We start from the raw sequence: 26,720 nt of genomic DNA, 5'->3' as shown, positions 1-26,720 counted from the left end.
TTGTAAAACTAATTTTAAACTTTATATTTGCCTTTAATTTCGAAAAGGCCATTAATATTGACTAATTGATGCTTTCTACATCAGTTTAAACACAACACAATTTTCTAAACTATTAATCTTAATCTTAAATACTATGAAATCGAAAACTTTAAAAACAATTGCATTTTTATTTTTAATGTTGGTTGTCAGTCCTCAATTATTTGCTCACGCTCTTTGGATCGAAACAAAAGCTACGGGAGTTAAAGGAAAAGCACAAGAAATTTCAGTTTATTTTGGAGAATTCTCAGACAATGATATTACAAAAGCTGACAAATGGTTTTCAGATTTAAAAGATTTCTCTTTAGTAGTTATCAGTCCATCAAAAAAAGAAACTAAGCTTACATCAAAAGCTTTAGATAACAAATATCAAGCATTCTTTACTCCAGATGAAGATGGCGTTTACACAATTGTAATGCACCATACAGTTAAAGATGTTTACGGAACAATGAAATTAGATTACAATTCTAGCGCAAATGTTGTTGTTGGAAACAAAACTGCCGGAAATAGCATTGCTTCAAACAGCAACAAAATTGCTGTTTTCTCTGAAAATGCCGACGTTGCAAAAAAAGACGTAAAAGTATCTGGTGTTGCATCTTATGATGGCGCAATAGCAAAAGAAACAAAAATCAAAGTAATTGCTCCAAATGGCTGGGAAAAAGAATTATGGACAAATGATAAAGGAGAATTTTCATTCACTCCTATCTGGTCAGGAAATTATATGGTTGAGTATGCACACACAGATAAATCATCTGGAGAACATAACGGCAAAAAATATGATGAAATCTGGAAAATGGCAACTTACCAGATTACCGTAAAATAACAATACCCCTTCATTTTTAAATTAGTCTTAGTAAAAAGCCTTGCTTACTTTAAGCAGGGCTTTTTCTGTTTTAAAACAGCTTCTTTTAATTCAATCTAAATAAGAAAATAGATTCTAAAAACCAAAATCTTAAGCAAATCTTAAGACAATAATAATAAAACTTTAAGAGCGAAAATACCTCTATAAATTTTGTTAAACCCTTTACGTGACCTTATATTTGCAAAAAATTATTTTTATTAAATCTAAATAAGTCACATGAAACATAGTTTACTACTTGCTTTATCTTTGATAAGTTTTGGAGCTTATAGCCAAGAATTTACAAGTGCCGAAAATACCACAACTGTTAGTGATACCGTAAAAAATAAAAAAGGAGAAATCCTAAACGAAGTAGTTGTTACTAAAGGCAAAGAGCCTAAACCAGTAACTGCTGTACGTTCTGGTTTGAAACCAATGGATAATCCACAATCTATTCAAGTTATTGGTTCAGAAATTATCGAACAACAACAAGCGATCAGATTAAGCGAAGTTTTAAAAAATGCAAATGGGGTTTATGTAGGTTCTGCTCGTGGTGGTGCTCAAGAGTCTTTCTTCTCTAGAGGTTACGACATGTCTGCCAACAATATGTTTAAAAATGGTTTCCGTTACAATGCGGGTTCTATTCCAGATGTTTCAGGTTTAGATAAAGTAGAATTTCTAAAAGGTGGTTCTGCCTTATTATTTGGAAACGTTGCGCCAGGAGGAATCTTAAACTTAGTGACAAAAACACCTCAATTCAAAAGCGGAGGAGAAGTTTCAATGCAGATTGGAAGTTATTCTTATTACAAGCCAGCTTTCGATTTTTACGGAGGTTTGACAAAATCAATTGCATTTAGAATCAATGGTTCTTATGAAAATTCTGAAAGCTTTAGAGATGTCGTAAAAAACGAACGTGTTTATGTAAATCCATCGTTGCTTTTCGTAATTAGTCCTAAAACTCAAATTACAGTTCAGGGAGATTATTTAAGCGCAGATTGGACACCTGATTTTGGAACCGGAATTATTGGTACGCAAATTCTTGATTTGCCTCGAAATGCTTTTTACGGTTCAATTTGGTCTAATGGTAATACAAAATCTGCTAGTGCATCTGTACTATTAAATCATGATTTCAATAAAAACTGGAAGCTTAACTTTAATAGTTCTTACCAAACTTACAATAGAGCTTCAAAATCTACTGCACAGTTATCTACGATACAACCAAATGGAGATTGGACAAGACCTTTAGTTCAAAATGAAAACTTAGAACAAATTTTAGGAGACCAATTAAGCCTTCAAGGAAACTTTAATACTGGATCAATAAAACATCAAGTATTTACAGGTACAGACTGGGAAAACTCATTTGCAACAGCTTACACTTATGCATTTACCCCTGCAAATTACGATACTATAAATCTTTTTAACTTTGATCCGTCAACGCAAAGAAATGATATTCCTAACGCTAGAGCGACTCAAATTGCAAAAACAGAAACGAACCGTTTTGGTGTATATTTCCAAGATTTGATCTCAATTACAGAAAAGTTTAAAGTATTGGCAGGTTTGCGTTGGTCATGGCAAGAAGCTGAAGTTACAACTTACAAAGAAACTTATGCTGGAGGCAAACAAACTGTTAGACCTGAGGATGCAGTACCAACTGTTGGCCCTAAAAAATTAGACAATGCATTTTCTCCAAAATTCGGATTAATATACCAACCAAGAAAAGATGTTTCTTTATTTGCAAGTTATTCTACTTCGTTTACTCCAAACACAGGAACTACAGCTGATTTAAAACCGATCGAACCATCAATTATCGATCAATACGAAGCGGGTGTTAAAACTGATTTCTTAAAAGGATTATTAAGCACAAACGTTACGGTTTACCAAATCACAAATAGCAATTTGGCTCAAACAGCAGAATTTAAAGCTGATGGAAGCTTAAATTCAGATACAAACATAAAAGTTTTAAGTGGAGAAACTAAAAGTAAAGGTGTTGAAGTTGACATTACTGCAAGACCAATTGAAGGACTTAGTATTATTGCAGGTTACAGCTACAATGATATGCGTTACACTAAAACATCTGGTCTGAACGGAAGTTTTATAGAAGGTGACCGTCTTGTTAGAACTCCAGCAAACACTGCAAACTTAAGTTTCTTTTACACTGTACAAGAAGGTATATTCAAAAATCTATCTGTTGGAGCAGTTGGAAATTATATCGGTGATCGTTTAGGAGGATGGAACGACCAAATCAGTACAGATACAGTTAAATATCCTGATGGCATTTACCACAGAGAAATTCCATTAGAAGGTTATGTTACAATTGATGCATCTGTTGGATATACTTGGAAAAAATTCTCGCTTCTATGTAAATTATCAAACATTACAAACGAGTTAAACTATACCGTTCACGAAAATTATAGCGTGAATCCAATCGCACCTCGTCAAGTTATGACAAGTCTACGATACAAATTCTAAATTTTTGAATTAGATTTTAATTTGTTAGAACTTTTTCAGCTCTTTAATTCTAAAAAGCATCAAAAGTTTTGGTTTAAATTTCAGCAAAAACCTCATTTAGCAATAAATGAGGTTTTTATTTTTTACAGCAAAAAGTGCTCTAATTATCTTTACTTTTGTTTTAAATTTCCACTCTCAACAAAACCAAAATCGATGTCAGATTCCAAACAAAACCAATTAAAAAAAACACTAGGATTAAGCTTTAACATAGCCGTATTAATTGGCGGTACAATTGGAGTCGGGATTTTACGAACGCCGGGATCGATTGCTGGATTATTAAACAATTATTGGCTTATTCTTGCTTCGTGGCTTTTTGGTGGCATATACGTTTTGTTAGGAGCCAACTCCTATTCAGAATTAGCAACAATGCTCCCAAAAGCTGGTGGATCTTACAATTATATAAAAAGAGCTTTGGGTGAATATGCTGGTTTTTTATCGGGCTGGTATGATTATATCGTTAATGCTATTCCGCCCGCTTTCTATTGCATTGTAATTAGTGAATATACTATTATTTTATTTCCTGAATTAGCAAATTATTCGACTATAATCTCGATTTCATTATTAATTGCATTTGTTTTATTGCACTTAAGCGGCGTAAAAAATGGAAGCGTAATTCAGCAAATTACCAGCTTCTTAAAAGTGATTTGTTTTGTTGCTTTAGTTGTGGCTTGTTTTATGTATTCAGGAGTTGAAGTCCCGCCAATCAAAACAGATAACACTTTTTTTCAAATCGGACTTGTTTTTGGCTTTTTTAAATCTTTACAACTTATCATCGGAACTTATAATGGTTGGAATGCCGTTTGTTTTTTTGCTGAAGAAAATGACGATCCGAGCAAAAACATTCCGAAATCCTTATACAGCGGTGTTTTACTTGTTGTAGCAATTTATATATTAGTAAATGCGGCATTTTTTCATGTTTTGCCTATCGAAACTTTAGCAAAATCAAATCTGGCCGCGGCCGATGTTGCCAAAGTCCTTTTCGGAGAAAACGGCGCTAAAATAGTAACCGTAATTTCTATTTTTTCTTTGATCAGTATTTTGAATGCTTTTATGATGATTCCTCCAAGGATTCTTTACGGATTAAGTCGTGACGGATTTTTCATCAAACAGGGAACAATGGTAAACAAAGGAGGAACACCAATTGTAGCGCTTTTGGTTTCGTCTTTTTTCAGTTTGTTTTTAATCTGTATTGGTTCATTTGAAGTATTGTTTTCTTTCGCCGCTTTTATCTCTATAATTGTTTGGGGATTGGCTTATTATTCGCTTTTAAAACTAAGAACTTCAGAACCAGATTTACCAAGACCTTATCATTCTTTTTGGTATCCTTGGACAACTATTATTGCCATAATTGCCTCTATCGCTTTACTGGCAGGATTTATTTACAGCGATCCTAAAAGTTTTATAATTATTGTTGTAATTGCAATTGTTTCTTATCCTTTGTTTTTGGTTTTGAAGAAGAAAAAGTAATACAAAACTTACTTTTGTTTTATTTTTTAATAAAATTCACTATTTTTGCATTTAACAATATGAAACATGAATTACAACTTATCATTTCAGGAAAGAGCAAAGTTAAGCATGGAACAATTATCCAAGCAGCAGCCAGTTACCTTAGAAGAAGCCAAAGCTCAAGTACAATGGCTAAAGAATTCAAGCATTTCAAAAAACAAGAAAAAGAGACCTTAGAAAGGTTTATAGAATTAAATAGTCTTTGGATTCTAGATATTAATCTTGAAGATTACCTTTCTGAAGGAGCAGAGCAAAAAGTCTATTTGAAAGACGGAAAGCATGTAATCAAGCTTAATGATTCTATTTATTACAATTCCTGGATAGATTACTTCAATAATTTATTATTAAATAACTTCTTTTTCCCAGATACAGCATACCGTTTATTAGGCTTTTTCAAAAATGAAGATATTATATATGCGGTTGTCGAACAGCCTTTTGTTAAAGCAACTGAACCAACAGATCTAGAAGTCGTAAAAGAGTTTATGCTTGTAAACGGATTTTTAAATACCAAAAATAACGACTACTATAATCCTGACTTAGGAATTATTCTTGAAGATCTTCACGACGAAAATGTATTGACCGAAAATGGTATTCTTCAATTTATAGATACCGTTTTCTATATAAAAGATAATTTTTACAAAATATAAAAACCCGACAAATTTCAAAAATCTGTCGGGTTTTGTATGATAAACTGAGTTTGATTTCTTATTTCAAACCAGCCAAACTCTGCTCGATTGTAGCAATTTTTGCTAAAGCATCAGCTTGTTTTTGTTTTTCTAAATTAAGAACTTTCTCTGGAGCTCCGTTTACGAATTTCTCGTTAGAAAGTTTTGCTTCAACAGATTTCAAGAATCCTTTAGTGTAATTTAATTCTTCTGTCAGTTTTGCAATTTCAGCTTCAACATCGATGTTTCCAGTAATCGGAATGAAATATTCATTTGATTTTACACGGAAAGACAATGCGCCGTCTACTTTTTCTGAAACATATTCGAAAGCAGAAACGTTTCCTAATTTTGTTATGATTGAATCAAAATAAGTAGAAACATTTTCGCTATTGATTCCTTTTAATTCGATTGCATCTTTAAACGGAATATTTTTGTCTTTTCTGATCGTTCTAATTCCAGAAATTACTTCAATTGAATTTTCAAAATCAGCAATTAATTTTGCATCAAACGGTTTTAATTCCGGCCAAGTCGAAACAATTAAAGCTTCTTCTGGAGTTCTTTCAGCAATTAACTGCCAAATTTCCTCAGTTAAGAAAGGCATGAAAGGATGTAATAATTTCAAGTTACTTTCTAACATTTCGATTGCTTTCGCAAAAGTTACGCTGTCAATTGGTTGTTGGTAAGCCGGTTTGATCATCTCTAAAAACCAAGAACAGAAATCATCCCAAACCAATTTGTAAATTGCCATTAATGAATCTGAAATTCTGTATTTCTCAAAATTATCTTCAATATCAACCAAAGTTTGCTGTAATTTAGCTTCGTACCATTCGATTGCTACTTTTGATGATTCTGGCTGCGGAATAGTTTCTGAAACTTCCCATCCTTTAATCAATTTGAAAGCATTCCAGATTTTGTTAGAAAACGCTTTTCCTTGACTGCACAATTCTTCATCAAACATAATATCGTTTCCTGCAGAAGCACTTAAAAGCAATCCTACACGAACACCGTCGGCACTAAATTTATCGATTAAGTCTAAAGGATCAGGAGAGTTTCCTAATGATTTAGACATTTTACGACGTTGTTTATCACGAACTAAACCTGTTAAATACACATTTGTAAATGGTTTTTCACCTGCATATTCATAACCTGCGATAATCATTCTCGCAACCCAGAAAAACAAAATATCCGGGCCTGTTACCAAGTCGTTTGTTGGATAGTAATATTTAAAATCTGGACTTTCTGGATCCATTATTCCGCCAAAAACTGACATTGGCCATAACCAAGATGAGAACCATGTATCTAAGGCATCAACATCTTGTTTTAAGTTGTCAGCTGTTAGTTGTTGGTTGTTGGTTTTTTCTTTTGCTAAAGCTAAAGCGTCTTCAATGTTTTCAGCAACTACGAAATCTTCTTTTCCGTCTCCATAATAATACGCTGGAATTTGTTGTCCCCACCATAATTGACGAGAAATATTCCAATCACGAATATTGTTTAACCAATGCGCATACGTGTTTTCGAAACGTTTTGGATGCAATTTAATATCTCCCGTTTCTAAAACCGATTTGATTGCTGGTTTTACCAAATCGTCCATTTTTAGGAACCATTGGTCAGATAATCTTGGTTCGATTACCGCTTTTGTTCTTTCAGAAGTTCCAACTTTATTTAAGTGAGTTTCTGTTTTTGCTAAAGCTCCAATTTCTTCCAGTTCTTTTGCAATTTCAGTACGAACCACAAAACGGTCTTTTCCTTGATAATGTAATCCGAAGCTGTTTAATGTAGCATCTTCATTAAAAATATCAACGATTTCAAGATTGTGTTTTTCACCAAGAGTTTTATCATTCATATCGTGCGCAGGCGTTACTTTCAAACATCCTGTTCCGAATTCTACATCTACATATTCGTCTTCAATAATTGGAATAACTCTTCCGCAGATTGGAACGATTGCTTTTTTTCCTTTTAAATGTGTAAAACGCTCATCATTCGGATTGATACAAATTGCAGTATCTCCAAAAATAGTTTCTGGACGCGTTGTGGCAATGGTCAAAAATTCCTCAGTTCCTTCAATTTTATATTTTAAGAAAAATAATTTTCCTTGCTGTTCTTCGTAAATTACTTCTTCGTCAGAAAGAGTAGTTTTTGCTTCTGGATCCCAGTTTACCATTCGGTATCCTCTGTAGATCAAACCTTTGTTGTATAAATCTACAAACGATTTAATTACAGATGCAGACATATCTGGATCCATCGTGAATTTAGTGCGTTCCCAATCGCATGAAGCTCCTAATTTCTTAAGTTGCTCCAAGATTGTTCCGCCATATTTATCTGTCCATTCCCAAGCATGTTTTAGGAACTCTTCGCGGGTCAAATCGTTTTTATTGATTCCCTCTGCTTTTAATTTTGCTACCACTTTTGCTTCAGTAGCAATAGAAGCGTGATCTGTTCCTGGTACCCAACAAGCGTTGAATCCTTTAAGACGTGCACGACGAATTAAAACATCCTGAATTGTATTATTCAACATATGTCCCATGTGAAGGACTCCAGTGACGTTTGGTGGCGGGATTACAATTGTATACGGTGTTCTATGATCAGGTTCTGAATGAAAATAGTTGTTTTTCATCCAATACTCATACCATTTGTTCTCAATCGCTTTAGCGTCAAATTGTGCTGGAATTGTCATTTATTAGGGTTGTTTAATCGTTTAACTGTTTAATCGTTTTTTGTTTAACTATTTAATTGATTTTTCCTTTTTCATATCGTCAATCGATTAAACGAATTAACGATTAAACAATTAAACAGAAAAACTGGTTCAATTTTTGTAATTATAACTGACAGCAAAAGTAAATAATTAAAGACACTATAAAAAGCGAATTATTAATTTGTGTGTTAATTAAAAGAATGTATATTTACTTACAATTAAAAATAATTTCAAATGAAAAATGTTGCCTCTTTTATTGCAATCGTATTGTTTAGTGCAATCGGTTTTGCGCAAAATGGCCCGAAAATTGAATTTTCGGCTCAGGACAATACTATTGATTATGGAAAAATTTCGAAAAGTGATAATGGAGTTCGCTCCTTTGAATTCACTAATACTGGAGATGCACCGCTAATGATCATTGGCGCAGAATCAACAGTGAGTTCTATTGTAGTTACTAAACCTACCTCTGCAATACAGCCTGGAAAAAAAGGAAAAATTGATGTAAAATACAACATGGCTTCTGGCCCTATTCGTAAAACAATTACTGTTGAAACCAACGCTGTCAATTATCCTGACGGAAGAGTTGCTTTAAAAATCAAAGGTGAAGTTTTATAAGAATTTTTAAATCTAAAACAACAAAAGCCGTTTCTTGAATTAGAAACGGCTTTTTTATTTGAGAATTGTCAAATCTTTGTCAAAGTTTAAAACTTTGACAAAGATCGTTATCTTTTAAATCATCTTTATTTTTTATCAGCGCATTCAGCACTTTCAAATTTATATTTAACACGATCAAAATCAATCGGCTTATCTTTAACCAAATAAGTTACTCCCATTGTCGTCTGCATTGTTCCATTTCCTAAAATAAGCTGTTTGTCACGCTTCAATAATGCCATTGGGTTTTTGAACTTTGCATTGTTATTTGTTCCATCAACAAAAGTATAATCAACAAACAAAGTATCACCGTGAAATTCTCCAGCAATTTCACCTTTTTTTAGTGGCGAAGATTCAACTTTCATTGTCATATCCCCACTTATTTTTCCGTTTTTAAGTATATTCAATTTGAGATCCAAAGTATCGTTTTCATAAATTGCTTTATAACATTCTGTACTCACAACTTTTTCACCTTCGGCTTTAGCTGCCGCTTCAGCTTTTTGTTTTTCCTCATTTTTACAGCTTTGAAGTCCAACAAAAGACAAAAGCATACAAGACAATACTATTTTTTTCATAACTGAATTTTTTAATTTCATATAAAAATAAAAAAAAAGAAGCCAAAAAAAAGGCTTCTTGATTAAAAATTTATTTTTTCATGAGCAATATCAACTCATGAATGAGACGCACTGCAGTGAGCCTCTACAGAATATTATTAAGACAATACTATTACAATTTCTTGATTACAAATTCAGATCTTCGGTTCAGCTCATGATCTTCTTCTGTACAAGCATCGTCTGTTTTGCATTTTATAATCGGAACCGATTCTCCATAGCCTTTTGCCGAAACTCTGCTTGCGTTAATTCCCGACTGAATTATAAATTCTCTGGTTGAATTTGCCCTTTTTTGAGAAAGTTCTTCATTAAATTTTGCATTCCCCCGTGAATCTGTATGTGAACCTATTCCTATAACCATTCCCGGGTATTTGTTCATTAAAGCAACCACTCGTCCTAAAACTACTTTTGATTCTTTACGAATGTACCACATGTTGTAATCGAAATAAATAGGATCTGTTTTAATAATTAATCGGTCCTTATCATCTTTTACAACATCTTTTTCTTGTTTTAAAATCTCAGTTTCTTTTTCCTTTTTCTTGATTTCTGCCGCTTTTATCTCATCTGCTTTGGCTTTTTTTGCTGCTTCATTTAGTGCAATAATCGCCAGCGCTTCTTTTTCTTTTTTCTCTTGTTCTATCTGAATTTCCTGCTTTCTTCTTTTTTCGGCAATTTGTTGTTCTTCTAGTTTAATTGCCTCTAAAGATCTTAATGCCAATGAACCATCGCTTGTTGCGTTTCTGGTTTTTCCAATTTCAAGCGTTTTTGATTCGTTGGTATATTTTTCTTTGAAAGCAACAATTGTATACGAACTTTCACAAGCAACCGTAAAACTGAATTTTCCATCGGATGCAACCGAAATCGTATTTAAAGTCTTTTTAGAAGAATCTTGAAGCATTACTGTTGCATTTTCAAGCGGTAAATTGGTATCAATATCTGTAATTGTTCCCGCAATAAATTGCTTGCAATCTTCAACAATCAAATCTTTAGTTTCCTTGAATTGGTAAATATCATCCTTTCCTTTTCCGCCATCTCTATTTGATGCAAAATATCCTTCTTTGGTTTCTGAGTTAATCGTAAAAGAAAAATCATCTAAATTGGAATTCAACGGCAATCCTATATTTACTGGTTCTGAATATTCATTTACTTTGATTTCTGAAACAAAAACATCCAATGATCCGTACCCCAAATGTCCATCAGAAGAAAAATAAAGCTTATTGTCTGCGGAAACAAACGGGAATTGTTCTCTTTTATCTGTATTAACAATTGGACCTAAATTCTTTGGCGTATCAAAAGCACCTTTATTGATGTTTACAGAATAAATATCAAAAGAACCAATAGATCCGGGCATATCTGAAGCAAAATACAACACTTTTTCATCAACGCTAAGAGCAGGATGCTCGACTGAATAATTTGAACTATTGAACGGAAGCGACGTAACATTTTTCCATTTCCCATCAATTAATTCTGCCTTGAAAATTTGAAGATTCGAAACTTTCTGATCGTTTGTTTTTCTGGTTTTATTCTTTGAATTATTGCGCGTAAAATAAACGGTTTTGCCATCTTTCGTAAAAACGGCATTTGATTCATGCATTCCAGTTTTTAATTCCTGAGAAAAATAGTCTATGTTTGGTTCTACAGCATTTATTTCACTCAAAGGAACAGAAACTAAGTTCAAATAAGTTTCATTGTCCCATTTAAATTTTTTATCAAATAACCCCGGTTTTAATTTAACAGCTGCAAACACTAATTTTCCATTGTATGGAACTGCCCCAAATTCAGAATTTGGTGTATTGATTCCTAGGTTTTTTATCTCAAATCGATTTCCAATTGCCGAAACATTTTCAAGTTCTTTCAACTCATTTTTAAAATAAATCGAATCTTTTCCGTTAGTCGATGACGCATAATATTGCTTTAGCGATGCATTTGCATCGGCATAACTATTTGTTGCTTTTAAGGTCTGCGCATATCTAAAATAATATTCTCGATTCAAATCCTTATTATAATTCTGAAATAAAAGTCGGTAATAACGTTGCGCTTTTACTAAATTATTTGTGAAATAATACGAATCGGCCAAGTTTTTTATCACTTCTTGCGAAGGTTTTTCTTCGGCTAATCTTTCGTATAAAATAATAGCTTCGCTGTAAAATGTCTTATCGAAGAATCGTTTGGCTCTTGCCAAATCTTTGTCTTGGGCGCCTATAAATTGTATTGAAAATACGAATATAATAACGAGTAGTTTTTTCATATTTTTCATTTTAAAAGAATCTAGGTGATTTATCATATCCTTTTCCTAATAAATCCAAATCAAAAAGAAGCATTATTTCATGCGTCCCCGAATTAAACTGACCTAAATTTGAAAGTGTATAATCGTAAGCATAACCCACTCTTAGCGATGGTGTTACATTAAAATTAAACAAAGCACTTACCGAATCATCGATCCTATACGCCGCACCAAACTCAAACTTTTCGTTATACAAAACATTTGCTGTCAAATCAATAGAAACAGGAGCCGCTTTTACAAATCTTGACATAAAGGCGGGTTTTAATTTCAAGTTATCATTAATTTGAAAAACATATCCTCCGGTAAAAAACATGTGAATTTCTTCAGCTCCAAAAGCATTGACTCCCGATTTTTCTTCGATGTATTTCGATTTTATCAAATTAGGAGCAGAAAATCCGACATATAAATTATCTCTAAAATAATACGCTCCAACACCAATATTAGGTTTTGTGGCATTTATATTTTCCGAAAAAGCAAAATCAGTTGCGGGATCACTAAATTTAAATCCGTTAAAATTAGTCTGCATTGATGACACTCCTGCTTTCAAACCCAGCGAAAGTTTATTTTTCCCTCCTAAATTCAATATATAAGCAAAATCCGCGTAAATATTATTTTCTTTTTTTGCGCCATCGCCAATATCATCAGAAATAAACGAAAGACCTACTTCAACTTTTTCTGACAAAGCCGTATGTCCAAAAAATGTAAAAGTTTTTGGTGCTCCTACTGCCCCAACCCACTGTGTCCTGTACAGTCCGCCAAAATTCATCATCAAAGGAGTTCCAGTTGCGTAGGCAGGATTTACGACACTCATATTATACATATAATGCGTGTATTCGGGATCCTGTTGTGCTGAAACAATTGTAAAGCAAAAGAGAAAAGTTATATAGAGTATTATTTTTTTCATTTGAAGTATATTAAAATAGTGCAAAAGGAATTATCGGTTTAAATAAAGACGTCCTTGTATCGGCGGTTTATTGCCTTTATTAAACTGGAGTGTGTAAAAATAAACTCCATTTGGCGCTATTCCATGAGCAAATCCGCCAGTTTGCCAGTTTGTACCATCCCAACCTGCTTTGTCTTTAAATCCTTCGTACATTCTGTTTCCGTATCTGTTGAAAATTTGAAGATAATAATCCGGAAATAAAAAATCAATATTAGGAATTACAAAAGTATCATTTACTCCATCCCCATTTGGAGAAAACCCATCAGGAATAAAGAAATCTGGCGGTACATCAGGACAATCTGTTAATGATACCGTCACCTCAAGATAGTCGTAAGAAAGACAGTTTTCGCTTGACGAAAAATCAAATCCGTAATATATCCTTTTATCAATTAAAGCTGTTGTTGCTGGCAAAAGAGTTCCGCCTTTTGGCGCATCATACCAAACTACAGAGGAAGGCACATTTGTATTATTTGATAAATCAGCAAGAGTTGGCGCATCTAATCCACAGAAATTTTGCCCATCTGTATTTAATTCCGGAGCGGGAGTATCTCTCAAAGTCACTTTAATCGTCGTCGCTGCAGAGGTACAAGACAGAGTTGTTTCGGTCACATATAACGTTTCATCTTTAAGGACATACGTATTAGGAAGCGGTGTTGTCATTGTTGGCGAATTGTACCATTTAAATTGCGGTCCGCTCGGCGCTAAATTCCCTATAATGGCACCTTCCGACTTACAAAAAGATTGATCTGTAGATACTGGAGCTGCTGGAATTGGGTTTATTGAAAAATTAGCCGATACCGTAGTTACTGGACTATCGCAACCTGTAATATTATTTTTTACGTTTTCAATTTTAATTGTTGTCGCACCTGTATTTGCCAGCAAAGCTGCAGGAATTACAAAACTCGCATTTCCACTTACAGGAGACAAAACAATTGTTTGTGTCGGCGCAACATTGCTGTTTGAAAGCGAATAAGACAACGTAACATCAGTTAAGGTTCCTAAACCAGAAACCGAAGCCGTTACAGCCGATCCAAAGCAAACCGTTGGTACTTGTATTCTTAGATTTGTCACGTTCGGTAACGGATTTACGGTAATCTCACCATCAATGTTTGCCGAATTTGTACAACCCGAAACTGCATGCGTAATCTTTACAATTTTGATTGCACCATTTCCGCTTTGAGAATTTAAAATTGCCGGAATAGTAAATGTTGCATTTCCTCCTGAAAAAATCGCTGTTGCCGTTTGCGATGATGCATTATTGGCACCCGAAACATTATAGAGAATATCGTAAGTCCCGTCAACAATTTTTACTGCATCAGTAATTTTGACTTCTGCTGCCGTGTTTTGACAGGCAATTACAGGAGTTATTTTTGCACCTGCTAAATCTGGAATTGGATATATATATACAACTTCTGAAAGATTATCCATAATATTTTGGCAAGCACGCGCGCTACCCACGGGGTACAAACTTGTAATAGTTACCGTATAACTGCCTACTCGCTGGAAATAATCTGATTTCAATGGAAATACCAAAATACCGTTAATAAAATTTGCTGGCAAAGTTTCGCTCCCTCCATTTGGCCCCGAAACAGTAAATGAAACATTATAGTCTCCACTTGGTATAGCAGCTGGACCTTTTGTAATAGTTGCCACATAAGTAGCAGTAGGAATTTCAGTTTCGCAAATATTATTGACTGAAACCTTAAGCTTTGCTCCAGTAAAATCAAGTTTTTGTTCTAATGCTATCCTAATCATGGTCTGTTCATCTGAACAAATTGGGTTAGTAGATTTTACAGTATATGTAAAATAATAGTTCCCAGCGCCTCGATTATTAAAAATACGCTGAATATTTATAGAATGATCTCCCACAAAAGTTAATTCACCAGTATTGCTATTTTCTTTCCATGTACCACCCGGATCTTGACCTGAAATCGAGTTAAATAAATCGTAATCAGTATAAGCTGACAAACCATCACTAGCACATAATCTTAAAAGCCTTGCATCACCTGATTTTGGCGCTTTAAAAATCGTAACTACGGCTGTCGATGACATGGCTGGACAAGTTCCTCTTGCAGGCATTGTATAAGTGTATTGAAAAGTTCCTTCCATATCACTTACACTTATAACAGGCTTTTCTTCATCATGATTTGTTGTATCATTATGCCATTTCCCATTAGAATGCGGACCTAAAAATTGCCCGTTAAAAGCAGAAAAAAGATTGAATTCACCAACTGCACTACAAACCGAAACATTTGGAGAGGTCACACCAGAATATCCTCCAATTGTAACCGTAACAACCGCATTATTGTCTGGACAAAGCCCAATTCCCTCAACAGTATAAGTATAGCGAAAAACACCGCTAGTACGTATTAGTTGTGCATTTAGAATTCCAGTGTCAGGATCTAATAATCCACCAGAGCCATCAGTATCTGTCCAAACTCCGCCACTAAGCGGTGAGCCTGTTAAATAATTAAATAAGTCAATTGATTTACTACTAGCAGCTGGAATATCACAAACGGTTAATGTTCCGTCTTCACCCGCACACTGCGCATAAATTGTAGTTGGAAATAGAGATAAAAAAACAAAAAACAACGTGATTCGTAAGAATTTAATGTATTTTTCGACCATAAATATGTTTTTTGGAAATAAGCGTTATGATTAGCAATATTAAATGCGTTTAGCAATTTAACAATTATTTTTTCACAAAAGTGTGCTTGCGTTCCAAAAATAGTGAATCTCTTTATTATGACACAAAAAACTTTCTTAAATATCTCAATTACAACTCATCCTCAAGTTTAAACCTAAATTTCAAAACTACACTATCACGTTCAACTTCAAGGACAATCCAAACATCATCTTCAGATTTCAAAAGGCTATTTATTTGTTGTAACGAGTATTTATAAGGCAGTGCGTTATTTATACTGATAATAATATCGCCTTTTCTTAAACCACATTTTTCCGCCGCTGATTTTTTTCTGATGTTGACGATTTCATATACTGGTTTTAATGAGAATTTATATTTGAAATTATCATCCTTTTTTGCATCATACCCTACATCAGACATTGAGTTGGCAACTTGAACGGTCTCCATATGTACTGTTTCTTGCACCCATTGCAAACCATTATGCTGTATTGTTATACCACTTTTATTATACGTAAAAGGTTCAGAAAACTTATTATTTTTTTTCAGATACAGCTTCTGATCTGCATAGTCCAAAACAATCGTAAAGCGCTTTAGGACTTCCCCTCCAATTGAACCAATACGTCCAGGCACCATTTTTACATTTCGAATCGAACTTGAATCAGGAAAAGCGACTATCGGATTTTTAAAATCAAATTCGTCAACTGAAAACTTCGCAATTTTTGCACGATGCCCTTCAATATCTCCGCTAAATCCTTTTCCTAAAAAGTCAGGGAAATTCTTCTTAGGCAATTTTATTTTGTCATTCTCAAATATCCAAAAAGCATCACTATTACCAATATCTATTAATAATTTAGCCGAAATCTGCACGCTATCCACTACTGCAGTTGTGGTAATATAAGGTTTCGATCTTTCAATCGTAATTGGAACAGCTTTAAATTTCTTGTCCAATCTTTCTTTAATAGCATCAGTGTTTGGATAAACGTAGATTTTTTTCTTCGAATAATTTATTTCGACTAAATTATTTTTAAAAAATTTATATCCAATAATCCCGTTAACCGGAATTCCGATATGAGACGACAAATTAAAATTTTGATCTAATATTATATAAACCAAATGATTATTTGACTTCAAACCATGTGTTTCAAAAATATTATTCGTTGATTTTAGTCCTTCGATTTCATCTTCACTTCCTAGGCCTCTCAGTTTTATTTTAACAACATTATTAAAACTGACTTCTTTCTTCTCATCCATACTGAACAAAATTGTTTCTTCTACGCCAGAATCCAATAAGAAATTCAGCTCTATTCCGTTTACTTTAATCGGAATAAAAACAAGATTATTTATCATTTTAAACGGAATGGTAATCTTACTACTGTGGCTGTGAATCAAAAAATCATCTTGAGCTTGAATAGCGAAAGATACCAAAAGCCCAAAAAACAACATAAAATATTTTTTCATTGATAATATTTTAATATAAAATTAATAAAAATATTGATAATTGTTACATTTCCATAACACCCCATAATGTTTACGTTAAATTCGAAAAAAATATGCAAATTTGCACTTCAATAATTTATACTCATGCCGACAATTTCACACAAGGGAAGAAACATGCCCGAATCTCCGATACGCAAGCTTGCTCCTTTTGCTGATCTAGCAAAGAAAAAAGGACACAAGGTGTATCACTTAAACATTGGTCAACCGGATATCAAGACACCGGAAGTGGCCATCGAGGCGGTAAAAAATATTGATTTGAGTATTATAGAATATAGTCCGTCTGCCGGATATGAAAGCTATAGAAAAAAATTAGCTCATTTTTACCAGCGCCAAAATGTAAACGTTAACCCAGAAGACATCATTGTTACAACTGGTGGTTCTGAAGCCTTACTTTTTGCACTGGCCACAATTACGGATCCTGGAGACGAAATCATCATCCCGGAACCTTTTTATGCTAATTACCATGCATTCGCTTCTTCTACAAGTGCAACTGTTGTGCCTCTCGTTTCTACAATTGAAACTGCATTTGCATTGCCAAGTATTGAAGAAGTTGAAAAGCTGATCACACCAAGAACAAAAGCGATTTTAATTTGTAATCCAGGCAATCCAACTGGTTATTTATATTCTGAAACAGAAATCAAACAATTAGCGAGTTTAATCAAAAAACACGATTTGTATTTGATTGCAGATGAAGTTTATCGCGAATTTTTATATGATGGAGTTGATGTACATTTTTCTGTAATGAATTTAGAAGATGTACAACAAAACGTAATTATGGTCGATTCTGTTTCAAAACGATACAGCATGTGCGGTGCTAGAATTGGCTGTTTGGTTACCAAAAACAAAGATGTTTTAGCAACTGTAATGAAATTTGCACAAGCTCGTTTGAGTCCACCAACTATTGAACAAATTGCATGCGAAGCGGCAATCGACACGCCTCAAAGTTATTTTGATGAAGTAATTGGCGAATACAAAGAGCGCCGTGACACTTTAATTGCTGAATTGAACAAAATTGAAGGTGTAATTGTTACCAAACCAAAAGGTGCATTTTATTGCATTGCCCAATTGCCAATCGCTGATTCAGATGATTTTGCACAATGGCTTTTAGAAAGTTATGATTTAAATGGAGAAACTGTTATGGTTGCTCCTGCAAAAGGATTCTATTCTACTCCAGGAATGGGATTAAATCAAGTAAGAATTGCTTATGTTTTAAACAAAAAAGACTTGATTACAGCAGTAAATATTTTAAAAGAAGCGCTTTTAGTTTACAATAAAAGATAAAAATTAAACTTCTTATTATAAAAATCTGTTTCAGCTTATTGTTGAAACAGATTTTTTTTTTGAAAACAACTTCAAAACAACCTTTATATCATTTGATTATTAGTAATTTAGCCATAGACATAAAGGCTTTTAACATGAAAAAGTTAACTGTAATATTATTTCTATTTCTACTATCTGCATTCGCTGTAAACAAAAATAACAACGATGCAGTGTACGATTCTAAAATCAGATTTGCTTTTAATCTCAAAAGTGAAGGCATCGAATATTACCGAAAAGAAATGAATCGCGCTGTTTCATTATTAAAAAAGAAAAAGAAATTTATAGACTTAGAACTCGATACAACCGAAAAAGCACAAATTTTATCTATTCCTTTTCCAGAAATTCTTAGATATGATTCTTATTCTGATTACCTGGAAACGTCTTCAAACAGAATTTTATATGTAAATAAGGGAAAAGAAGCATCTGATTTCTCAACTGGTTATTTTCAGATGAAACCTTCATTTTTAGAAAACTTAGAAAATTATGTTGCTAGTACCGAAAGTCTAAAATCTTATCAATGGATTATCATCCAAAATAAAAATGAAAAAGAAGCTCGAAAAGAAAGAATAACCCGATTAGAAAATTTTCAATGGCAATTAAGATACCTAAAAGTATTTTGGTTTGTCGCTGAATATAAATATCAAAATATTGCTTTCAAAACCACTCAAGACAAAATCAGATTTTATGCAACAGCATATAATTACGGTTTTACAAGTCCAGAAAGCGAAATAGCAAAATATCAGTCTGCGAAAAAATTTCCTCCTGGAGAAACCAACTCTACTCACAAATTTGCATTTGCAGATTTTTCAATTGATTTCATACGTACTTATGCCATTTTTTTCAATTAATAAAAATCTATAACGAAAAACGTTGGACCAAAACACATTTAATCCGCATTAATTTAGATTATATCCAAAAAGGATCGATTAAATAATAAAAACCATAGAAAAGGTTTCCTATTTATTAATTATCTTTACCGCCTTAAAAAGATATACCCATTATAATAGTAGTTTTTAATGATAAACAACGAAGATTTTTTAGACGAAATAGGTGACAGTCATTTCAGCAGTAATGCAAAAAACCCTTTAAGAGCGGACGCTTTTGACATAACTGATGAAGAAAAAATAGAAAAAATTAAAAAAGATGTTGAAAACATTCTTCAAACTCTTGGAATGGATTTAACAGACGACAGCATAAAAGGAACTCCAAACCGAGTTGCTAAAATGTTTGTAAAAGAAATTTTTGGCGGTTTAAACCCTGCAAAACAGCCAAAAGCCTCAACTTTTGACAACAATTACAAATATGGAGAAATGTTGGTAGAAAAAAACATTACGGTTTATTCTACTTGCGAACATCATTTATTGCCAATCATTGGGCGTGCTCACGTAGCTTATATCTCAAGCGGACGCGTTATTGGTTTGTCAAAAATGAACCGTATCGTTGAATATTATGCAAAAAGACCTCAAGTACAAGAGCGTTTAACTATGCAGATTGTTCAAGAACTTCAAAAAGCTTTAGGAACAGAAGATGTGGCTTGTGTTATCGATGCAAAACACCTTTGCGTAAATTCAAGAGGAATTAAAGACATTGAAAGCAGTACAGTAACATCTGAATTCGGTGGAAAATTCAAAGAACCTCAAACGAAAAGAGAATTTTTGGATTACATTAAACTGGATACTCAATTTTAGTTTAATCGGTAAATCGTTAATTTGTTTAATCGCTTCATCACTAAGTCTAAATTTCGATTAAACGATTAAACAAATCAACAATTAAACAGAATAAAAAATGTATGTTTTTTCATTTGAAAAGCTTGAAGTTTGGCAAAATGCAAGAATGTTTATTTTGGATATTTATAAATTAACTACTAAATTTCCATCAAATGAATTGTTCGGAATAACTTCCCAAATAAAAGAAGCTAATCATCAATTGCAACAAATATTGCAGAAGGAACTTCAAGAAGCACGAATAAGGATAAAGCGCATTTTCTGACGATTTCTTATTCATCTGCCATGGAAACTTTAAATCATTTAATTATTTCAAAAGATTTAAATTATGTTTCAGAAACAGAATATATAGCATCAAGAGAAAAAATTGAAAAAATCTGCAATCAAATAAATAATCTAAAAAAATATTATCTTTCACAAGAATAAAGAATGTTGATAAAAACGATTAAACAAATCAACAATTAAACGATTAAACAGCAAAAAGAATATGCCTTTATATACAACGCAACCGCTTAAAATATACAATTCACTTTCGGGTGAAAAAGAAGATTTCAAACCAATCCATGAAGGAAATGTTGGAATGTATGTTTGTGGACCTACAGTATATAGCAATGTTCATTTAGGAAACGTAAGAACTTTTATGTCTTTTGACGTAATCTTTAGGTATTTTCTTCATTTGGATTATAAAGTTCGTTACGTTCGAAATATCACTGACGTAGGACATATTGTGGATGATGTTGATGAAGGTGAGGATAAAATTGCCAAAAAAGCACGTTTAGAGCAATTAGAGCCTATGGAAGTTGTACAGCGCTATACTGTTGACTTTCACGATATTCTAAAATCCTTTAACTTTTTGCCACCAAGCATCGAGCCAACTGCAACTGGCCATATTATTGAACAAATCGAAATCATCAAAAAAATCATTGACAAAGGAATTGGATATGTTGCCAACGGATCGGTTTATTTTGATGTTGTAAAATACAATGAGACTAATAATTACGGTATTTTAAGTGGCCGTAATATTGAAGATATGCTTGCCAATACTCGCGATCTAGACGGACAATCTGACAAGAGAAATCCTCAGGATTTCGCACTTTGGAAAAAAGCTGAACCAGAACATATCATGAGATGGCCTTCGCCTTGGAGCGACGGTTTTCCGGGCTGGCACTTAGAATGTACAGCAATGAGTACAAAATACTTAGGAAATCATTTTGACATTCATGGAGGCGGAATGGATCTAAAATTCCCTCACCACGAATGCGAAATTGCACAAAATGAAGCTTGCACAGGACAATCTCCAGTAAATTACTGGATGCACGCCAATATGCTTACCTTAAACGGAAAGAAAATGGCTAAATCTACTGGAAATAATATTTTACCAGGCGAAATTTTAAGTGGAGACAATACCATTCTAAGCAAAGCATTTTCAGCTTCTGTGACTCGTTTTTTCATGTTGCAAGCACATTATAGAAGTATTTTGGATTTCTCTGATGACGCCATTACCGCTGCTGAAAAAGGATACAAAAGATTAATGGAAGCGCTTGATGCATTGCCAAATATTGTTGCAGGAAGTTCAAGTTCTATTGATGTTGAAGCTTGGAAACAATTGTGCTACGACGCCATGAACGACGACTTTAATACACCAATTTTAATTGCTCAATTATTTGAAGGCGTTCGTTATATTAATTTATTGAAAGATGGAAAAGAAACCATTTCTTCCGAAGATCTAAAAACATTTACAACAGCAATCAATGCTTTTGTATTTGATGTTTTAGGCTTAAGCGATGAAAAAGGCTCTGACAGCAATAACGATAAATTAGAAGGCGTTGTAAATATGCTAATCGCAATGAGAAATCAAGCCAGAGCAGATAAAAACTTCGCACTTTCTGACCAAATCCGTGATCAATTGATCGCTTTAGGCATCCAATTGAAAGACGGAAAAGAAGGCACCAGCTTTTCTATTTAAAAAAGTCATTTCATAAAACCATGAAAGCAATCACTCCATTTGTTTTATTAGTGCGCTTTTATCAAACCGCCATTTCGCCATTTACACCAGCGTCCTGCCGATTTGAGCCTACATGTTCAAGTTACATGATCGAAGCCCTTCAAAAACACGGATTATTTTATGGAGGTTATCTCGGGATGAAGCGTATTATGAGCTGTCATCCTTGGGGAAGAACTGGCTATGATCCCGTTCCAGAAAAGAAATGTTCACACAAACATTAACTTTTTATAAAGAGGAACTCGGCTTTAAATATTTATTTTTACAATTAATACAAAACATAATACTACATGACACACGCCTTAAACATGGTTTGGAATCCTTCAGAAGGAATCGATTTAGGATTTTTTATGATTCGCTATTACAGTTTAATGTTCGTAATTGCTTTTGGTTTAGGATGGTACCTAATGAAAAAGATTTTTGAACGCGAAAACGAATCACTTGACAAACTGGATTCTTTATTTGTTTGGACGGTTCTTGCTACTTTAGCCGGTGCGCGTTTAGGGCATGTTTTCTTTTACGACTGGGAATATTTCAGAAACCATTTACTAGAAATCATTCTTCCTTTCAGATTTGAACCAAAATTCGAATTCACAGGTTATCAAGGTCTAGCAAGTCATGGGGCAGCAATTTCAATCATTGTAGCAATGTATTTCTATAGCAAAATGATTTTAAAACGTCCTTTGTTATGGATTTTAGATCGTGTTGTTATTCCAGTTGCGAGCGGTGCTATTTTTGTTCGTTTAGGAAACTTTTTCAATTCTGAAATCATCGGGCACGAAACAACATCTGCTTTCGGAATTCGTTTTTTACATGACACATTCACTAAAAATGATGCTGTACAGAAAACTGGAATTGCTAACCCAAAAGATGCTTATAACGCAATCGCACATGATCCAAAATTTGCCGATTTACTAGCGCAAGTTCCAGCAAAACACCCAACACAATTATACGAAGCATTTTGCTACATTTTTGTATTTGCAATTTTATTCTTCTTATATTGGAAAACAAACGCAAGGCTTAAATCAGGCTATCTTTTTGGATTGTTTTTAGTTCTTTTGTTTGTTGTACGTTTTATTGTTGAATTCGTAAAAGAGAGCCAAGGCGGTTTTGAGAGCGAATTAGGCTATTTCTCAACCGGGCAATGGCTAAGCATACCTTTTATTGTTATCGGCCTTTTCTTCATCATTAGAGCACAAAGAAATCCTTTAGCAACATCTTAAAAAATCAAATAATTACAAAAAAGCCCAATATTTAAAAATATTGGGCTTTTTTTTGTAATAAGGTTTTCCTTTCAAAAAAACACATCATTCTAAATGCCTTAGCAATTTCTCTTACTTACCGAATTATTTAGAAGCAGAAATTTATCTTTTCAAAAGAAGTATTGTCCCGCTGTCCGCTATATCTTTTTATCCTCAAAAAAGCGGATAAAAAGGATGCCGCTCCCATCGGGGCTAGACTAGAAGTTTTTGTTTTCAAAAGCTCTTATTGCCAAACCGCATTCAAACGTTTGATCAAATCCAATTTAAACTGGAAACGAAGAAAAACAAATTTCTTTTAGTGAGATTTTAATCTAAACTTACAGATACAATTCTACTTAAAAACAAAAGACTCAAATATTATATTATGGCACAAAAAAAAAGATCCAGTTTTCACTGGATCTTTTTCTATTTAAAAACAAGGTTTTAATTAAGCCTTATTGTGTTTGTCTTCAATTGTGTGTTTATCTTCACTTGAAATCGTATCAACCAATACTGGCGTCGCAATAAATAATGAAGAATAAGTACCTACAATAATACCAATCAACATAGCGAAGATAAATCCTCTAATTGACTCACCACCAAAAACGAACATTGTCAACAATACAATAATCATCATTAATGACGTATTCAATGTTCTAGATAATGTAGTATTAATCGAAGCGTTTACGATATCTTCAAAACTTCCTTTACGGTTTCCGATGATAAATTCTCTAATTCTGTCAAATACAATTACAGTATCGTTCATAGAGTAACCAATTACCGTAAGAATCGCAGCGATAAAGTGCTGATCCATTTCCATGTGGAAAGGCATGAATTTATAGCATAAAGAGTAAATTCCTAATACAAAGATTACGTCATGCGCAACAGCTGCAATTGCACCTAATGAATATTGCCATTTACGGAAAGAAACCATTAAGTATAAGAAAATAACTGCCATTGCACCAAGAACTGCCCAGTAAGAGTTAGTTTTGATATCTTCAGAAATAGAAGCTCCAACTTTAGAAGCTTGCAATACTCCTACTTTTTTACCATCAAAAGAGTTGATGAATTTATCATAAGTAGTATTTGGGAAATATTTCTGTAATCCAGCGTATAATTTTTGGTTTACTTCCTCATCAATAGCAACACCATCTTCTTTAATTTTATATTTAGTCGTGATTTTCAATTGATCATCATCACCTAAAACTTTAGCTTCAACTGGAGTTCCGAAAGCTGCAGATAATTCATCTGAAACTGCAGTTGCATCAATTGGTTTTTCGAATTTAACTTGGAAAGTTCTACCTCCAACAAAATCAACACCTTCATCTAATCCGTTAACGAAGAAGATAGAAACTAAACTTACTACAACTACAATTGAAGAGAAGATATAAGTGAATTTTTTGATTTTGATAAAATCAAAGTGGAAATTAGTAAACCAGTTTTTAGTAATGTTTGTACAGAAAGTCAAATCAGCTTTTCCAGCAATGTTTCTGTCAATAAAAATTCTAGCAATAAAGATAGATGTAAACAATGAAGTTACGATACCAATCAATAATGTCAATGCGAAACCTTTAATAGGTCCTGTTCCAAAGATGAATAAGATAGCTCCAGTTAAAACGTGAGTTACGTTAGCATCAATAATAGAACGCATTGCACCATGCCATCCGTAAGAAGCTTGAACAGCTTCAGAAAGTGATTTTCCTTCGCGCAATTCTTCTTTTGCTCTTTCATATATAATGATGTTAGCATCTACCGCAGTTCCTAATGTTAATACGATACCTGCGATACCTGGTAATGTCAATACAAAACCAAAACTTGCCATAATTCCGAATAAGAATAGTAAGTTCAATAATAATGCAAGGTTTGCATACCAACCAGCTTTACCATAATAGAATACCATCCAAACACAAACTAATAAAAACCCAATTACAGAAGACATTGTACCAGCATCAATTGCAGCCTGACCTAAAGATGGTCCAACAACAGTTGATTGAATAATATCTGCAGAAGCTGGTAATTTACCTGCATTTAATACGTTAGCTAAATCTTTAGTTTCAGCAACATCAAAAGAACCTGTAATTTCAGATCTTCCTCCAGCGATTGGTCCGCTAGTAACACCCGGAGCAGAATAAACGATATCATCTAATACAATCGCGATATAACCTTTTTGAGCAAAAGCTCTTCCAGTCAATTCTTCCCAAACTTTAGCACCTTGGCTGTTCATTTGCATAGAAACAGCTGGTTTTCCTAATTGGTCAAAAGTATCTTTTGCATCCGTTACAACACCTCCACTCATAGCTGGTGTGTTATCTCTGTTTCCTTTTAAAGCATACAATTCAACTGCTTCAACTTCTTTACCTTTAGCATCTTTTAAAGTCGTTGGCTTGCTCCAAACAAATTTTGCATAATGTTGGTCAGCACCCAATAAAACTCTGATATCTGCTCTTTTGAAATAAGCATTAACAGTTGCAGTATCTTTAGGAGCAAAATATCCCAAAACTGGTCCACCACCTTGACCAATCATTTTGTCAAATAATGGATTGTTTCCTTTTTTAGTATCTACAGAATCTTTAGCATCAGTCAATAAAGCATTCAATGAATCTTTAGCAACAGCTTTAGTTTCTGTTTTCTTAATTTCAGTTTTCTTCAAAGCCTCGTTAGAAGCTACTAAGAAGTTTCCGATTTCTTCAATTTTGAAAGTTTCCCAAAACTCTAATTGAGCTTTTCCACCCAATAATTTTTTGATTCTGTCAACATCCTTAGCACCTGGAAGCTCAACTAAGATTCTTCCTGTTTCTCCTAATTTTTGAATGTTTGGTTGTGTTACACCAAATTTGTCGATACGCTCTCTTAATACTTTATAAGCACTTTCTACAGACTCGTCAACTTTTCTTTTAATTACTTTTTGAGCTTGCGCATCAGTCATTTGAAAATCAATTCCACCTTCTCCTTGTAAACTTCTGTTTGCAAAAATATCTGGCGAAGCTAACTTCACAGTTCCGTTTGAATTTGCTTCAAAAGCTTCAAAAAACTTATTTAAATAGGTTTTATTTCCTTCTAAGTTCGCAGTTGCATCAGCTAATGATTTATTAAATACTGGATTTTTAGAGTTATTTGACAAACCTTTTAAAACGTCTTTAATAGAAATTTGAAGAATTACGTTGATTCCTCCTTCTAAGTCAAGACCTTTATTAAGTTGCTTGTTTTTTACTTCATTATAAGTATAATCAGTAAAACCAAGATCAAATACTTTCTCTTTACCAATAGAATCTAAATATTTTAGCTCTTTATCAGGATTATCTCCTGCAAAAGCTTTAGCCTCACCTTTGACATTATTTGCCACAAAAGTGAATGAAAGTTGGTAAATACTTACCAATGCAAATAGAATTGCGAAAAATTTAATAAGTCCTTTATTCTGCATTATTACTAAAAATTAATTAAGTTTTATTATTTGTTTTTGTTTTAAATTCCTGAAAAAATAAGCCCTGACATGATTTTTTAAAACAAAAATACGAGATCACGAATTACCAATTTTTTTTTAAACCGAGCAAATATATA

General features: G+C 33.4%; 20 protein-coding genes. 13 read left to right on the top strand and 7 right to left on the bottom strand.

Annotation, left to right across the window (positions count from 1 at the left end; all coding sequences use genetic code 11):
* The first annotated feature begins 133 nt into the window (after positions 1–133).
* The 4 genes from EYY60_RS06620 (at position 134) to EYY60_RS06605 (ending at position 5,535) form a co-directional block, all read left to right on the top strand.
* On the top strand, positions 134–859 hold the full coding sequence (locus EYY60_RS06620) for a DUF4198 domain-containing protein (RefSeq protein WP_132988596.1): 726 nt from the start codon (positions 134–136) through the stop codon (positions 857–859).
* Between the two features lie 255 nt (positions 860–1,114).
* Positions 1,115–3,343 carry a TonB-dependent siderophore receptor gene (locus EYY60_RS06615; protein WP_132988595.1) on the top strand — a complete coding sequence of 743 codons (2,229 nt, stop codon included), beginning with the start codon at positions 1,115–1,117 and terminating at the stop codon, positions 3,341–3,343.
* A gap of 192 nt (positions 3,344–3,535) precedes the next feature.
* Complete coding sequence (locus tag EYY60_RS06610; protein WP_132988594.1) at positions 3,536–4,849, top strand: APC family permease; 1,314 nt, start codon at positions 3,536–3,538, stop codon at positions 4,847–4,849.
* A gap of 59 nt (positions 4,850–4,908) precedes the next feature.
* On the top strand, positions 4,909–5,535 hold the full coding sequence (locus tag EYY60_RS06605) for a putative polyvalent protein kinase domain-containing protein (protein WP_132988593.1): 627 nt from the start codon (positions 4,909–4,911) through the stop codon (positions 5,533–5,535).
* A gap of 58 nt (positions 5,536–5,593) precedes the next feature.
* Here the strand turns inward: EYY60_RS06605 and EYY60_RS06600 are convergent, their stop codons facing one another.
* Positions 5,594–8,227, bottom strand: coding sequence for a valine--tRNA ligase (locus EYY60_RS06600; RefSeq protein ID WP_132988592.1), 2,634 nt, complete (start codon positions 8,225–8,227; stop codon positions 5,594–5,596).
* Positions 8,228–8,479: 252 nt separating this feature from the next.
* On the opposite strand from EYY60_RS06600, the gene EYY60_RS06595 reads away from it, so the two are divergent.
* On the top strand, positions 8,480–8,860 hold the full coding sequence (locus EYY60_RS06595) for a DUF1573 domain-containing protein (RefSeq protein WP_132988591.1): 381 nt from the start codon (positions 8,480–8,482) through the stop codon (positions 8,858–8,860).
* A gap of 125 nt (positions 8,861–8,985) precedes the next feature.
* On the opposite strand, the gene EYY60_RS06590 is transcribed toward EYY60_RS06595, so the two are convergent.
* The 5 genes from EYY60_RS06590 to EYY60_RS06570 form a co-directional block, all read right to left on the bottom strand.
* A complete protein-coding gene (locus tag EYY60_RS06590) occupies positions 8,986–9,471 on the bottom strand; it encodes a hypothetical protein (protein WP_132988590.1) in 486 nt (161 codons plus the stop codon).
* Between the two features lie 151 nt (positions 9,472–9,622).
* The gene (locus tag EYY60_RS06585; RefSeq protein WP_132988589.1) at positions 9,623–11,755 is read right to left on the bottom strand and encodes an OmpA family protein; all 2,133 of its coding nucleotides are present in this window, start codon (positions 11,753–11,755) and stop codon (positions 9,623–9,625) included.
* Positions 11,756–11,765: 10 nt separating this feature from the next.
* Positions 11,766–12,695 (bottom strand): PorP/SprF family type IX secretion system membrane protein, encoded by a 930-nt coding sequence (locus tag EYY60_RS06580; protein WP_132988588.1) that lies wholly within the window; start codon positions 12,693–12,695, stop codon positions 11,766–11,768.
* A gap of 30 nt (positions 12,696–12,725) precedes the next feature.
* A complete protein-coding gene (locus EYY60_RS06575; protein WP_132988587.1) occupies positions 12,726–15,362 on the bottom strand; it encodes a T9SS type B sorting domain-containing protein in 2,637 nt (878 codons plus the stop codon).
* Positions 15,363–15,510: 148 nt separating this feature from the next.
* Positions 15,511–16,836: a PDZ domain-containing protein gene (locus tag EYY60_RS06570; RefSeq protein ID WP_132988586.1), complete on the bottom strand. Its 1,326-nt coding sequence runs from the start codon at positions 16,834–16,836 to the stop codon at positions 15,511–15,513.
* A 123-nt stretch (positions 16,837–16,959) separates the two neighbouring features.
* Here EYY60_RS06570 and EYY60_RS06565 point away from each other — a divergent pair, with 123 nt between their 5' ends.
* The 8 genes from EYY60_RS06565 (at position 16,960) to lgt (ending at position 23,144) form a co-directional block, all read left to right on the top strand.
* Positions 16,960–18,156 (top strand): pyridoxal phosphate-dependent aminotransferase, encoded by a 1,197-nt coding sequence (locus tag EYY60_RS06565; RefSeq protein ID WP_132988585.1) that lies wholly within the window; start codon positions 16,960–16,962, stop codon positions 18,154–18,156.
* A gap of 134 nt (positions 18,157–18,290) precedes the next feature.
* Positions 18,291–19,043, top strand: a complete 753-nt coding sequence (locus EYY60_RS06560; protein WP_132988584.1) for a hypothetical protein — start codon at positions 18,291–18,293, stop codon at positions 19,041–19,043.
* Positions 19,044–19,211: 168 nt separating this feature from the next.
* On the top strand, positions 19,212–19,883 hold the full coding sequence (gene folE, locus EYY60_RS06555) for a GTP cyclohydrolase I FolE (protein WP_066032379.1): 672 nt from the start codon (positions 19,212–19,214) through the stop codon (positions 19,881–19,883).
* A 97-nt stretch (positions 19,884–19,980) separates the two neighbouring features.
* The gene (locus EYY60_RS22555; RefSeq protein ID WP_317128851.1) at positions 19,981–20,184 is read left to right on the top strand and encodes a four helix bundle protein; all 204 of its coding nucleotides are present in this window, start codon (positions 19,981–19,983) and stop codon (positions 20,182–20,184) included.
* Positions 20,121–20,345 (top strand): four helix bundle protein, encoded by a 225-nt coding sequence (locus EYY60_RS22550; protein ID WP_317128852.1) that lies wholly within the window; start codon positions 20,121–20,123, stop codon positions 20,343–20,345. Before EYY60_RS22555 ends, EYY60_RS22550 begins: the two co-directional genes overlap by 64 nt.
* 61 nt (positions 20,346–20,406) lie before the next feature.
* Positions 20,407–21,885 carry a cysteine--tRNA ligase gene (gene cysS / locus EYY60_RS06545; protein WP_132988583.1) on the top strand — a complete coding sequence of 493 codons (1,479 nt, stop codon included), beginning with the start codon at positions 20,407–20,409 and terminating at the stop codon, positions 21,883–21,885.
* 20 nt (positions 21,886–21,905) lie between these two features.
* The gene (yidD, locus tag EYY60_RS06540) at positions 21,906–22,145 is read left to right on the top strand and encodes a membrane protein insertion efficiency factor YidD (RefSeq protein WP_132988582.1); all 240 of its coding nucleotides are present in this window, start codon (positions 21,906–21,908) and stop codon (positions 22,143–22,145) included.
* A 66-nt stretch (positions 22,146–22,211) separates the two neighbouring features.
* The gene (lgt, locus tag EYY60_RS06535) at positions 22,212–23,144 is read left to right on the top strand and encodes a prolipoprotein diacylglyceryl transferase (protein WP_132988581.1); all 933 of its coding nucleotides are present in this window, start codon (positions 22,212–22,214) and stop codon (positions 23,142–23,144) included.
* A gap of 466 nt (positions 23,145–23,610) precedes the next feature.
* Here the strand turns inward: lgt and secDF are convergent, their stop codons facing one another.
* Positions 23,611–26,583 (bottom strand): protein translocase subunit SecDF, encoded by a 2,973-nt coding sequence (gene secDF, locus EYY60_RS06530; RefSeq protein WP_132988580.1) that lies wholly within the window; start codon positions 26,581–26,583, stop codon positions 23,611–23,613.
* Positions 26,584–26,720 lie beyond the last annotated feature (137 nt).

The sequence above is a fragment of the Flavobacterium zhairuonense genome (assembly GCF_004352915.1).
GTDB lineage: Bacteria > Bacteroidota > Bacteroidia > Flavobacteriales > Flavobacteriaceae > Flavobacterium > Flavobacterium zhairuonense.
The sequence above is the reverse complement of the archived record's forward strand: the minus strand, read 5'-3'. Positions and strand labels throughout refer to the sequence as shown.